The organism is Clavibacter sp. VKM Ac-2873, assembly GCF_015351075.1.
In the GTDB taxonomy this organism is placed as follows: Bacteria; Actinomycetota; Actinomycetes; order Actinomycetales; family Microbacteriaceae; genus Clavibacter.
Window position 1 is genome coordinate 124,010 of record NZ_JADKRS010000006.1, and the last position, 12,558, is coordinate 136,567.

Sequence of the window (12,558 nt, forward strand, 5' to 3'; positions counted from 1 at the left end):
ATGACGGACGCTCCCCTCGACGACGACGGCCGGGCGCTCGCGCGACCCGACTCCCTGCGCAGCTGGCACGACGACTGGACCGGCCTCCGCGTCGCGGTCCTCGGGCTCGGCCGCACGGGCTTCTCCGTGGCCGACACGCTGATCGAGCTCGGCGCCGACGTGCTCGTGGTCGCGGCCGATGCCTCGCCCGAGCGGCTGGCCCTGCTCGACGTGATCGGCGGGCGCCTGGTGCGTCCCACCGACGAGGAGCCGGTCCCCGCGGAGCTCGTCGCCTTCGCGCCCGAGCTCGTCGTGGTGTCGCCCGGCTACGCGCCCACCCACCCGCTGCCGGCCTGGGCGACGGAGGCGGGGCTCCCGCTGTGGGGCGACATCGAGCTCGCCTGGCGCGTGCGCGACAAGACGGGGACGCCCGCCGAGTGGATCACCATCACCGGCACCAACGGCAAGACCACGACCACGCAGCTCACGGCCGCGCTCCTCCAGGAGGGCGGCGTGCGCGCGGTGCCGTGCGGGAACATCGGCCTGCCCGTGCTCGACGTCGTGCGCCACCCGGACGGCTTCGACGTCCTCGTCGTCGAGCTCTCCAGCCACCAGCTGCACTACATGCGCGAGGTGCGGCCGTACTCGAGCGCCTTCCTCAACCTCGCCGACGACCACCTCGAGTGGCACGGGTCGCGCCAGGCGTACGCGGCGGCCAAGGGCCGCGTCTACGCGGACACGCGGGTCGCCTGCGTCTACAACCGCGCCGACCGCGCCACCGAGGACGCCCTCCGCGAGGCCGACGTGCAGGACGGCGCGCGCGCCATCGGCTTCGGCCTGGACGCGCCCGGCCCGAGCGACCTCGGCATCGTCGACGGGATCCTCTGCGACCGCGCCTTCCTCGAGGAGCGCTTCACGAGCGCCCTCGAGCTCACGACCCTGGACGAGCTGCGCGCGGTGGGGCTCGCGGCGCCGCACATCGTGCAGAACATCCTCGCGGCGGCCGCGTTGGCCCGCTCCTACGGCGTCGAGCCGGGCGTCGTGCGGCAGGCGCTCCTCCGCTTCGAGCTCGACAGCCACCGCATCGAGCGGATCGGCCAGCGCGACGGCGTCGCGTTCGTCGACGACTCGAAGGCCACGAACCCGCACGCCGCGTCCGCGTCCCTCGCGGCCTTCCCCTCCGTGGTCTGGCTCGTCGGCGGCCTCCTCAAGGGCGTGGAGCTCGACGAGCTGATCCGCGTCCACGCGCCACGCCTGCGCGCCGCCGTCGTCATCGGGGTCGAGCGCACCGAGGTGCTCGCGGCATTCGCGCGACACGCGCCCGACGTCACCGTCCTCGAGGTGGCCGAGAGCGACACTGATGAGGTCATGCGGTCCGCCGTGCGGCTCGCGGCGGGCGTGGCCCGGGAGGGCGACACCGTCCTCCTGGCCCCGGCAGCGGCATCCATGGACCAATTCACCGACTACGCCGATCGCGGACGCCGATTCCGGGCCGCGGTCGACCACCACCTGGGAGGTGCGGCGGATGACACTGCCCCCGAGAACGACGCGGACCCCTCGCGCGGCTGACGCGCCGGGCCCCCGCGGTCCGAGCGCCTCGCAGGCCCCCGACGCCGACGCGCAGGAGGGGGCGCTGCGTCGCGGCCTCGCCGCGCGGATCCAGCTCGGTCGCGCCTTCCACGCGGAGAGCGGCTCCTACTTCCTGCTGCTCGGCACGACGCTCTTCCTGGTCGTGTTCGGCCTGGTGATGGTGCTGTCGTCGTCGAGCATCGACTCGTACGTCGCGGGCGGCGGCTTCTTCGGCATCTTCCTCAAGCAGGGGATGTTCGCGCTCATCGGCGTCCCGCTGATGCTGCTGGTCTCGCTCGTGCCGCCCATGTTCTGGAAGCGCTGGGCGTGGGTGCTGCTCATCGCCGCCTGCGTCGTGCAGCTGCTCGTGTTCGGCCCCATGGGAGTGAAGGTCGGCGAGAACATCGGCTGGATCCGCATCGCCGGCACCACGTTCCAGCCCGCCGAGCTCATCAAGGTGGGCCTCGTCATCTGGCTGGCCTTCATCCTCGCGAGGAAGCGCCACCTGCTGCGCACGTGGCCGCACATCCTCATCCCCGTGCTCCCCGTCGCGGGCGGCGCCGTGGGCCTCGTCGCGCTCGGCGGCGACCTCGGGACCGTGATCATCATGGCGAGCATCGTGCTCGGTGCCCTGTTCTTCGCGGGCATCCCCGTGGGCAAGCTCACGCTCATGCTCACGATCGGCTCCGTGCTGGCCGTGCTCATGACCGTGATCAGCGACAGCCGCATGCGCCGCGTCACCGAGTTCCTCACCGGGCAGTGCGACTACGCGGGCGGCTGCTGGCAGTCCACGCACGGCCTGTACGCGCTGGCCGCGGGCGGGATCTTCGGCGTCGGCCTCGGCAACTCCAAGGCCAAGTGGATGTGGCTGCCCGAGGCCGACAACGACTACATCTTCGCGATCATCGGCGAGGAGCTCGGCCTCATCGGCGCCATCGTCGTCATCCTCCTGTTCGTCGTCCTCGCCATCGGCTTCATCCGCGTGATCCGCGCGAACACCGACACCTTCGCGCGCGTCGCGACGGGCGCCGTCATGACGTGGATCATCGTGCAGGCCTTCGTCAACATCGGCGTGGTGCTGAACCTGCTCCCGGTGCTCGGGGTGCCGTTGCCGTTCGTGTCGTCCGGAGGGTCGTCGCTGGTGACGACGCTCGTGGCGATGGGCATCGTCCTCGGCTTCGCCCGGCGGCCCACGACGGAGGAGTCCCCGGACGTCGTGCCCGCCGTCGTCGGGATGCGCTCGTGACGGTCTACCTGCTGGCCGGAGGCGGCACCGCGGGGCACGTGAACCCGCTTCTCGCCGTGGCCGACGAGCTGCGCGCGCGCGAGCCCGAGTCGACGATCCTGGTCCTCGGCACGAGGGAGGGGCTCGAGTCCCGGCTCGTCCCCGCCCGCGGCTACGAGCTGCTCACCATCGCGCGCCTGCCCTTCCCGCGTCGCCCGAACGCGGCCGCCGTGCGCTTCGCCCCGGCGTTCACGCGGGCGGTGGGGCAGATCCGCCGGATGATCGCGGATCGCGGCGTCGACGTGGTCGTCGGCTTCGGCGGCTACGCGGCCGCGCCCGCCTACCTCGCCGCGCGCCGCTCGGGCGTCCCCGTCGTCGTGCACGAGGCCAACGCGTCTCCCGGGCTCGCCAACCGCCTCGGGGCACGCGTCGCCACCGCCGTCGGCATCACGTTCCCGGACACCGTCCTCCCGCGCGCCCACGCCGTCGGCATGCCGCTGCGCCGCGAGATCGCGACCCTCGACCGCGACGCCGTCCGCGACGCCGCGCGCGCCGAGCTCGGCCTCGACGCCGACCGGCCGACCCTGCTCGTCACGGGCGGATCCACGGGCGCGCGCAGCCTCAACCGCACCGTCGTGCAGGTGGCCGAGCGCATCACGGCGACGGGTGCGCAGATCCTGCACATCGTGGGCGGCGCGCAGGAGTTCACCGACCCGGGCGTCGAGCTCTACCACGTGGTCGGCTACTCCGACCGGATGGAGCTCGCCATCGCCGCGGCCGACCTCGTCGTCTCCCGCGCCGGCGCCGGCGCGCTCTCCGAGCTCACGGCCGTCGGCCTCCCCGCGGTCTACGTGCCCTACCCGGTCGGCAACGGCGAGCAGGCGGTCAACGTCCGCGGCGTCGTCGCGGCCGGCGGCGGGATCGTCGTGGCCGACGCCGACTTCACGCCTGACTGGGTGCTCGCGCACGTCCTGCCCCTCCTGTCCGACCCGGCGGCGCTCGCGCGCATGTCCCGGGCGGCGGCCTCCGTCGGCACGCGCGACGGAGCGGCCCGGATGGCCGACCTCGTCCGCGACGCCCTCGCCGCCCGCCCGTCCCGGACCGCCGCCCGGCGCTGACCGCCGCCGCCCACCCCGCTTCCCACCCTCCCGAGGAGACCGCACGTGATCGCACCCGACCTGACCATGGACATCCCGACCGACCTCGGCCGCGTCCACTTCGTGGGCATCGGCGGGTCCGGCATGAGCGGCATCGCGCGCCTGTTCCTCGCCGCCGGGCACCGCGTCACCGGATCCGACTCCCGCGACTCCGACGCCGTGCAGGCGCTCCGGGAGCTCGGCGCCGAGATCCACGTGGGCCACGACGCGGCGCACGTGGGCGACGCGGAGGCGCTCGTCGTCACGGGCGCGCTCTGGCAGGACAACCCCGAGTACGTGCTCGCGAAGGAGCGGGGCCTGCCGATCCTGCACCGCTCGCAGGCCCTCGCCTGGCTCATCAGCGGCCAGCGTCTCGTCGCGGTCGCGGGCGCCCACGGCAAGACCACGTCCACGGGCATGATCGTCACGGCGCTCCTCGAGGCGGGCCGCGACCCGTCCTTCGTCAACGGCGGCGTGATCGGCGGGCTCGGCGTCTCGAGCGCCCCCGGCTCCGAGGAGCTCTTCGTCGTCGAGGCGGACGAGTCCGACGGCTCCTTCCTCCTCTACGACACGGCCGTGGCGCTCATCACCAACGTCGACGCCGACCACCTCGACCACTACGGCTCGCACGAGGCCTTCGACGACGCGTTCGTCCGGTTCGCGAGCGCGGCGTCGGAGCTCGTCGTCATCTCGAGCGACGACCCGGGCGCCCGGCGCGTCACCGCCCGCATCGAGGGCCGCGTCGTCACGTTCGGCGAGGACCCGGCGGCGGACATCCGGATCACCGACATCGTCACCGACGGCCCCGTCTCCTTCACGCTCACCCACGACGGCGTCTCCCGCCGCGCCGCGCTCCGCGTCCCCGGCCGCCACAACGCCGTCAACGCGGCGGGCGCCTACGCCGTGCTCGTGGGCCTCGGCGTGGATCCCGACGACGCGATCGCGGGCCTCGCGGGCTTCTCCGGCACGGGCCGCCGCTTCGAGCTGCACGCGGAGGTCCGCGGCGTGAGCGTCTACGACGACTACGCGCACCATCCCACCGAGGTGCGCGCCGCGCTCGAGGCCGCGCGCACGGTCGTGGGGGAGGGCCGCATCATCGCGGTCCACCAGCCGCACCTCTACAGCCGCACGCAGATGATGGCGGGCGACTTCGCCCGCGTCTACGAGGAGCTCGCCGACCACACCATCGTGCTCGACGTGTACGGCGCCCGGGAGGACCCGATCCCCGGCGTCACGGGCGCCCTCGTCTCCGAGCGCTTCCAGGACGCGACCCACGTGGACTACCTGCCCGACTGGCAGGAGGCGGCCGATCGTGCAGCGGAGATCGCGCGCGACGGCGACTTCATCGTGACCCTCAGCTGCGGCGACGTGTACCGGATCATCCCGCAGGTCATCGGCGCGCTCGAGCGCGGTGCCGGATCCCCGCAGCCCGCCGCGTCCGCCCGGCCGCGCGAGTGAAGCGGCCCGAGGGCTTCGACCGGCCCCGGGTCCCGAAGCCGCCCGCGCCCGACGCGCCCGTCGAGGGCGCGGATCCCGCCGTCCGCCGTCGCCGTGGATCCCGCCCGGCCGACGCCCCCGCGACCCTTGCGACGCCGGCCACGCATCCCGGGGCCGGTGCGCCGTCGCGTCCGACGACCCCGCGTCCCGTCAGCCCGCCGCCCGTACCGCGCACCGGCACGACGCCGCGCGCGGCCGGTCCGGCTGAGCAGGGCCCTCCCACCTCGTCGACGCCCGCGACCGCGCGGCCCCGCGCCGCGTGGCGCGACGACGACGAGCCCGACACCGAGCCGATCGTCCTCCCGCACCTCGCGCAGGCGCCGGTCCAGGCCCCGCCCGCGCCCAGCACGGGCCGCGAGGAGGCCGCGCCGCGCACGGGGCTCGCCGGCCGGCTCGGAGCCCGGGCCCGCGGCGTCGCCGGTGCCGCGGCCGCCGCGAAGCCGCTCCGTCGCCGCACCCGCACGACCGCGGACGCCGATCCTGCACCCCGCGCCCACCGCCCCGCCCGCCCCGCGAGCGCGGCCACCGGCGACGCCGAGGCCCGCCGCCAGCTGCGCCGGGCACGGCGCGAGCGTCAGCGCTACGAGCGCCAGGAGGTGCGCCGCTTCACGCAGCGCGCCCGCCGTCGACGCGCCGGTCTCCTCGGCGCCCTCGGCGCCGTCCTGACCCTGGCGATCGTCGTCGGCATCGCCGTCTACTCCCCGCTCCTCGCCCTCCGCACCGTCGAGGTGGAGGGCGCCGGTCGCGTCTCGCCGGCGAGCATCCAGGCGGCGCTCTCCGACCAGGTCGGCACGCCGCTGCCGCTCATCGACCTCGACCGCGTCGGGGAGGAGCTCCGCGCCTTCCCCCTCATCCGCAGCTACAGCACCGAGAGCCGCCCGCCGTCGACGCTCGTGATCCGCATCGTCGAGCGCACGCCCGTCGCCGTGATCCAGTCGGGCGCGGGCTTCGACCTCGTGGATCCCGCGGGCATCACGATCGAGCGCGCCACGGCGCGGCCCGACGGCTACCCGCTCATCGACCTGCCGAGCGCGGACTTCTCCTCGCCGCGCTTCCAGGCCGCCGCAGCGGTGCTCGTCGCGCTGCCGTCCGACTTCCTGCCGCAGGTCGACAGCATCCAGGCGAACACGACGGACGACGTGATGCTCACCCTCCGCACCGGCAAGAAGGTGCTGTGGGGGAGCGGGGATCGCTCGGTCGACAAGGCGCAGGTGCTGCAGGCGCTCGTGAAGGCGCGCGGCGACGTCGGCTCCTACGACGTCTCGGCGCCCGACGCGCCCGTCGCCGGACCCTGATCCCGTCCGGCCTTCGCGACACGCGGCACGGGAGTCGTCGCGTCGACCCCGAGCCCCCTAACGTCGGGATCAGGAAATGCATACTGAGTAAACTCTAAGCCTCCACCGGAGGTCGAAGGTTCTAGCGGAGGCCCGTCGTGTCGAACAACCAGAACTACCTCGCCGTCATCAAGGTCGTCGGCATCGGCGGTGGCGGCGTCAACGCCGTCAACCGCATGATCGAGCTCGGTCTGCGGGGCGTGGAGTTCATCGCGATCAACACCGACGCGCAGGCGCTGCTCATGAGCGACGCCGACGTCAAGCTCGACGTCGGCCGCGAGATCACGCGCGGCCTCGGCGCCGGCGCGGACCCCGAGGTCGGCCGTCGCGCCGCCGAGGACCACGCGGAGGAGATCGAGGAGGCGCTGGCCGGCGCCGACATGGTCTTCGTCACCGCGGGCGAGGGCGGCGGCACCGGCACCGGCGGCGCGCCCGTCGTGGCGCGCATCGCGAAGTCGATCGGCGCGCTCACCATCGGCGTCGTGACGAAGCCCTTCGGCTTCGAGGGCAAGCGCCGCTCGGCCCAGGCCGAGCTCGGCGTCGCGACGCTGAAGAACGAGGTCGACACCCTCATCGTCGTCCCGAACGACCGCCTCCTGGAGATCAGCGACCGCGGCATCAGCATGCTCGAGGCCTTCGCGACCGCCGACCAGGTGCTCCTCGCGGGCGTCCAGGGCATCACCGACCTCATCACCACCCCGGGCCTCATCAACCTCGACTTCGCGGACGTCAAGTCGGTCATGCAGGGCGCGGGCTCCGCGCTCATGGGCATCGGCTCGTCCCGCGGCGCCGACCGCTCGATCAAGGCCGCCGAGCTCGCGGTCGCCTCGCCGCTCCTCGAGGCGAGCATCGAGGGCGCCCACGGCGTGCTGCTCTCCATCCAGGGTGGATCCAACCTCGGCATCTTCGAGATCAACGACGCGGCCAAGCTCGTGCAGGAGGCCGTGCACCCCGAGGCCAACATCATCTTCGGCGCGGTCATCGACGACACCCTCGGCGACGAGGTGCGCGTCACCGTCATCGCGGCGGGCTTCGACGGCGGCGAGCCGGCGTCCAAGGTCGAGAACCGCCGCAGCGGCTTCGTCGCCGCGGGCGGGGGAGCGGTCGCCGCACCCGAGGCCGTCGAGGCGGGGCCGGCGCGCCCGCAGGCGGAGGCGCCCGTCGCGTCCGTCCCCGCGAGCGACCCGACGTTCGAGGACGACGGCGACGACCTGGACATCCCCGACTTCCTGAAGTGACCGACGCTCCGCTCACCGGCGGCGCGTACGCGCCGGACGCCCACCCCGACGAGGCCCACCCCGGCCTCGCGGAGCGGTGGGCGTCCGTGCAGGCGGACGTCGCCGACGGGATCCGCGCGGCCGGCCGCCAGCCCGAGGAGGTGACCACGATCGTGGTCACCAAGTTCCAGCCCGTCACGCTCCTGCGCGCCCTCGTCGACCTCGGCGTCCGCGACCTCGGCGAGAGCCGCCACCAGGAGGCCCAGGGCAAGGCGGCCGACCTCGAGGGCACGGGCGTCGCCTGGCACTTCGTCGGGCAGCTGCAGGGCAAGAAGGCCAGGCAGGTGCGTCGCTACGCGTCCGTGATCCACTCCGTCGACCGCGCCTCCCTCGTGGACGCGCTCGCGTCCGACGAGCACGAGACGCGCGTCTTCCTGCAGGTGAACCTCACGGACGACCCGGGGCGCGGCGGGGTCCCGCCCGCGGAGGCCGAGGCCCTCGCGGAGCACGCGGCGGCCGCACCCGGCATCCGCGTCCTCGGCGTCATGGCGGTCGCGCCCGACGACGGGGAGCCCCGCCGCGCGTTCGCCCGCCTCCGCGGCATCTCCGACGACGTGCGCCGCATCCTGCCCGAGGCGCGCGCCATCTCCGCCGGCATGTCCGGCGACCTCCGCGAGGCGCTCCTCGAGGGCGCGACACACCTTCGGATCGGGTCGGCAATCACGGGAAAGCGACCCGACGGCCCTTAATGTCGGAGGTGCGGTCCGGTCGGAGGCCGAGCCCGGAAAGAGGAATGATGGCCAACCCACTTCGCAAGACCATGGTGTACCTGGGACTCGCCGACGAGGAGCTCGAGTACCAGCAGGGACAGCAGCCCGCGCAGCAGCAGTCGCCCGTGCAGGCCGTCCCGACCCCCGCCCCGGCTCCCCAGCAGCAGGCGAAGCGCGCCCCCGTGACGCCCCTGCACAAGCCCTCGACCACCACAAGGAATGCGGCGCCGGCTGAAATGAACGAGATCCTCACCGTCCACCCCAAGGCCTACAAGGACGCCCAGGTCATCGCCGAGAACTTCCGCGAGGGCGTCCCGGTCATCATCAACCTCTCGCAGATGACGGACGACGACGCGCGCCGCCTCATCGACTTCGCCAGCGGCCTGTCCATCGGCCTCTACGGCAAGATCGAGCGCGTCACGGCCAAGGTGTTCCTCCTCTCGCCGTCGCACGTCGCCGTGTCCGGCGAGCAGTCGGCCACCGAGGCCGAGGTCGAGGCGTCCTTCTTCGGACGCTGATCCGCCGAGCCCCCGGGATGGCGGGCGCCGAGGGGACCTCCCATCGGCGCCCGCCATACTTGTCTCCGTGTACATCGTCAACATCGTCGCCACCGTCCTGTGGTTCGCCCTCCTGGCGTTCATCATCTGCATGTGGGGCCGGTTCGTCCTCGACCTGGTCCAGTCGCTCTCCCGGCAGTGGCGCCCGCGCGGGGCGATGCTGATCGTCGCCGAGGCCTCGTACACGGTCACCGACCCGCCCATCGGGTTCGTCCGCCGCCTCATCCCGCCGCTGCGCCTCGGCCCGGTGGCGCTCGACTTCGGCTGGATGATCACCATGCTCGTGGCGATCATCCTGTTCAACGTCGCCAGCGGCTTGATGCGCTGAGGCGCGGCCGACGCGTCCGCCGATCCGCGCGCGGGTCCCCGGAGCGACGCGATCCGCTGATAGCGTTGGCTCGCACGTTGTCCCGAATCCCCCGTCCGCTCGCGCGGACCCCGCTCTACGCACAAAAGAGGTGGCAGGCCATGGCTCTCACTCCTGAAGACGTCGTCAACAAGCGTTTCCAGCCGACCAAGTTCCGCGAGGGATACGACCAGGACGAGGTCGACGACTTCCTCGACGAGGTGGTCGTCGAGCTGCGACGCCTCCACCAGGAGAACGACGAGCTGCGCCAGCGCCTCTCCTCGGGCGACGCCGCCCCGGCCGCGACGACCGTCATCGAGACCCCCGCTCCCGCCGCGGTCGAGCAGGCCCCCGTCGTCGTCGAGCCCGAGCCCACCCCGGAGCCCGAGCCGGCCCCCGTCGTCGCCCAGGCGCCCGCCCCGGCCGCGGACGCGGACGACGAGACCTCCAGCACGAGCAGCCTCCTGAAGCTCGCCCGCAAGCTCCACGAGGAGCACGTCCGCGAGGGCGTCGAGAAGCGCGACGCGCTCGTCGCCGAGGCGCACGCCACCGCCGCGCGCATCGCCGCCGAGGCCGAGGCCGAGCAGCGCTCGAAGACCGCGGCGCTCGAGAAGGAGCGCCAGGTCCTCGAGGGCCGCATCGACGAGCTCCGCACGTTCGAGCGCGAGTACCGCACCAAGCTCAAGGGCTACATCGAGGGCCAGCTCCGCGAGCTCGACTCCACCGGTTCCAGCGAGGCGCCCGCCACCGCCTCGTTCGGCAACTAGCACCGCACCCCTCGCGCGCCCGACGGCGGCGCGGGACCCGGCTCCACGGAGCCACGGGGTCCCGCGTCGCCGTCGTCGTTCGCGGGCCCGCACCACCGCCGCACCGCACCGGAAGAGGTCCCCGATGGAGAACCGCACCATCCCCGTCCCCGACGGGCTCGACGGCCAGCGCGTCGACGCGGGCCTCGCCCGGCTCCTCGGCTTCTCCCGCAGCTTCGCGGCCGAGGTCGCGGAGGCCGGCGGCGTGACGCAGGACGGCCGCGAGGCCGGCAAGTCCGACCGGCTCGTCGGGGGATCCATGCTCGCCGTCAGCTGGCAGCCGAAGCAGGAGCCGTCGGTCGTGCCCATCGCGGTGCCCGACCTCGGCATCGTGCACGACGACGACGACATCGTGGTGGTCGACAAGCCCGTCGGCGTCGCGGCGCATCCGAGCGTCGGCTGGACCGGTCCCACCGTCCTCGGGGCGCTGGCCGCGGCCGGCTTCCGCCTCAGCACCTCGGGTGCGGAGGAGCGGCAGGGCATCGTCCACCGGCTGGACGCCGGCACCAGCGGGCTGATGGTGGTGGCCAAGACGGAGCGCGCGTACACGGAGCTCAAGCGCCAGTTCCACGACCGCGAGGTCGAGAAGATCTACAACGCGGTCGTGCAGGGGCATCCGGATCCGCTCGCGGGCACCATCGACGCGCCCATCGGCCGTCACCCCCGCAGCGACTGGAAGTTCGCGGTCACGGCCGACGGCAAGCCGTCGGTCACGCACTACGAGACGCTCGAGGCGTTCCGGCGCGCGGCGCTGCTCGAGGTGCACCTGGAGACCGGCCGCACCCACCAGATCCGCGTGCACATGGCCGCGCAGCGGCACCCCTGCGTGGGCGACGCGATGTACGGCGCCGACCCGACGCTCTCCGCCCAGCTCGACCTCCACCGGCAGTGGCTGCACGCGATGCGGCTCGAGATCACGCACCCCGCCACGGGCGACCGCGCGTCGTTCTCGAGCACCTACCCGGCCGACCTGCAGCACGCGCTCTCGCGTCTGCGCGACTGATCCGCGACACGCCCGAGGGGCCTCCCGGAGCCTGCCTATGATGGCCACACCGCCGATCGACCAGTAGAAGAGACCCGTGCCCCGCAACGACTCGTTCGTCCACCTCCACGTCCACAGCGAGTACTCGATGCTCGACGGGGCGGCCCGCGTCGGCCCGCTCGTGCAGGCGGCGGCCGACCAGAAGATGCCCGCCGTGGCGATCACCGACCACGGCAACGTGTTCGGCGCGTTCGACTTCTGGAAGCAGGCGAAGGCCGCGGGCGTGAAGCCCATCATCGGCACCGAGGCGTACATCACGCCGGGCACCCACCGCGGTGACCGCACCCGCATCCGCTGGGGCAACGGCGGCCAGGACGACGTCTCCGGATCCGGCGCCTACACGCACCTCACGATGCTGGCCGAGACCACGGAGGGCATGCACAACCTCTTCCGGCTCTCGTCCCGCGCCTCGCTCGAGGGCTACTACTTCAAGCCGCGCATGGACCGCGAGCTCCTCAGCACGTACGCGAAGGGCCTCATCGCCACCACCGGCTGCCCGTCCGGCGAGGTGCAGACGCGCCTCCGCCTCGGGCAGTACGACGAGGCCGTGAAGGCCGCGGCGGACTTCCGCGACATATTCGGGGCGGAGAACTACTTCTGCGAGGTCATGGACCACGGCCTCGGCATCGAGCGTCGCATCATGACCGACCTGCACCGCCTCGCCAAGGACCTCGGCCTCCCGCTCGTCGCCACCAACGACCTCCACTACACGCACGAGCACGATGCCACGAGCCACGCGGCGCTCCTGTGCGTGCAGTCCGGCACCACGCTCGACGACCCGAACCGCTTCAAGTTCGACGCCGACGAGTTCTACCTGAAGACCGCGCAGCAGATGCGGCACCTGTTCCGCGATCACGAGGAGGCGTGCGACAACACGCTCCTCATCGCCGAGCGCTGCGACGTCCAGTTCAACGAGTCCGCGAACTACATGCCGCGCTACCCGGTGCCCGAGGGCGAGAGCGAGCAGACCTGGTTCGTCAAGGAGGTCGAGCGCGGCCTCGTCCGGCGCTACCCGCGCGGCTTCTCCGACGACGTGCGCAAGCGCGCCGACTACGAGGTCGGCGTCATCGCGCAGATGGG

At 73.2% G+C, this 12,558-nt stretch carries 12 protein-coding genes; all 12 read left to right on the top strand.

The window, feature by feature from the left end:
• On the top strand, positions 1–1,548 hold the full coding sequence (gene murD / locus ITJ44_RS15285; protein ID WP_194636395.1) for a UDP-N-acetylmuramoyl-L-alanine--D-glutamate ligase: 1,548 nt from the start codon (positions 1–3) through the stop codon (positions 1,546–1,548).
• Positions 1,505–2,794: a putative lipid II flippase FtsW gene (gene ftsW / locus ITJ44_RS15290; RefSeq protein ID WP_194636396.1), complete on the top strand. Its 1,290-nt coding sequence runs from the start codon at positions 1,505–1,507 to the stop codon at positions 2,792–2,794. Before murD ends, ftsW begins: the two co-directional genes overlap by 44 nt.
• A complete protein-coding gene (gene murG / locus ITJ44_RS15295; protein ID WP_194636397.1) occupies positions 2,791–3,891 on the top strand; it encodes an undecaprenyldiphospho-muramoylpentapeptide beta-N-acetylglucosaminyltransferase in 1,101 nt (366 codons plus the stop codon). The genes ftsW and murG overlap by 4 nt, the downstream gene beginning before the upstream one ends.
• A gap of 45 nt (positions 3,892–3,936) precedes the next feature.
• Positions 3,937–5,367, top strand: a complete 1,431-nt coding sequence (murC, locus tag ITJ44_RS15300) for a UDP-N-acetylmuramate--L-alanine ligase (RefSeq protein ID WP_194636398.1) — start codon at positions 3,937–3,939, stop codon at positions 5,365–5,367.
• On the top strand, positions 5,364–6,701 hold the full coding sequence (locus ITJ44_RS15960) for an FtsQ-type POTRA domain-containing protein (protein ID WP_370551713.1): 1,338 nt from the start codon (positions 5,364–5,366) through the stop codon (positions 6,699–6,701). The genes murC and ITJ44_RS15960 overlap by 4 nt, the downstream gene beginning before the upstream one ends.
• Positions 6,702–6,838: 137 nt before the next feature.
• Positions 6,839–7,978, top strand: coding sequence for a cell division protein FtsZ (gene ftsZ / locus ITJ44_RS15310; RefSeq protein WP_194636399.1), 1,140 nt, complete (start codon positions 6,839–6,841; stop codon positions 7,976–7,978).
• A complete protein-coding gene (locus ITJ44_RS15315; protein WP_194636400.1) occupies positions 7,975–8,706 on the top strand; it encodes a YggS family pyridoxal phosphate-dependent enzyme in 732 nt (243 codons plus the stop codon). Before ftsZ ends, ITJ44_RS15315 begins: the two co-directional genes overlap by 4 nt.
• Positions 8,707–8,753: 47 nt before the next feature.
• Positions 8,754–9,245 (top strand): cell division protein SepF, encoded by a 492-nt coding sequence (locus tag ITJ44_RS15320; RefSeq protein ID WP_194636401.1) that lies wholly within the window; start codon positions 8,754–8,756, stop codon positions 9,243–9,245.
• Between the two features lie 67 nt (positions 9,246–9,312).
• Positions 9,313–9,612 carry a YggT family protein gene (locus tag ITJ44_RS15325; protein WP_194636402.1) on the top strand — a complete coding sequence of 100 codons (300 nt, stop codon included), beginning with the start codon at positions 9,313–9,315 and terminating at the stop codon, positions 9,610–9,612.
• Positions 9,613–9,752: 140 nt separating this feature from the next.
• Positions 9,753–10,397: a DivIVA domain-containing protein gene (locus ITJ44_RS15330; RefSeq protein WP_194636403.1), complete on the top strand. Its 645-nt coding sequence runs from the start codon at positions 9,753–9,755 to the stop codon at positions 10,395–10,397.
• Positions 10,398–10,521: 124 nt separating this feature from the next.
• Positions 10,522–11,439, top strand: coding sequence for an RluA family pseudouridine synthase (locus ITJ44_RS15335; protein WP_194636404.1), 918 nt, complete (start codon positions 10,522–10,524; stop codon positions 11,437–11,439).
• Between the two features lie 127 nt (positions 11,440–11,566).
• On the top strand, positions 11,567–12,558 hold a 992-nt coding region (locus tag ITJ44_RS15340; RefSeq protein WP_228495230.1), incomplete at its 3' end, for a PHP domain-containing protein.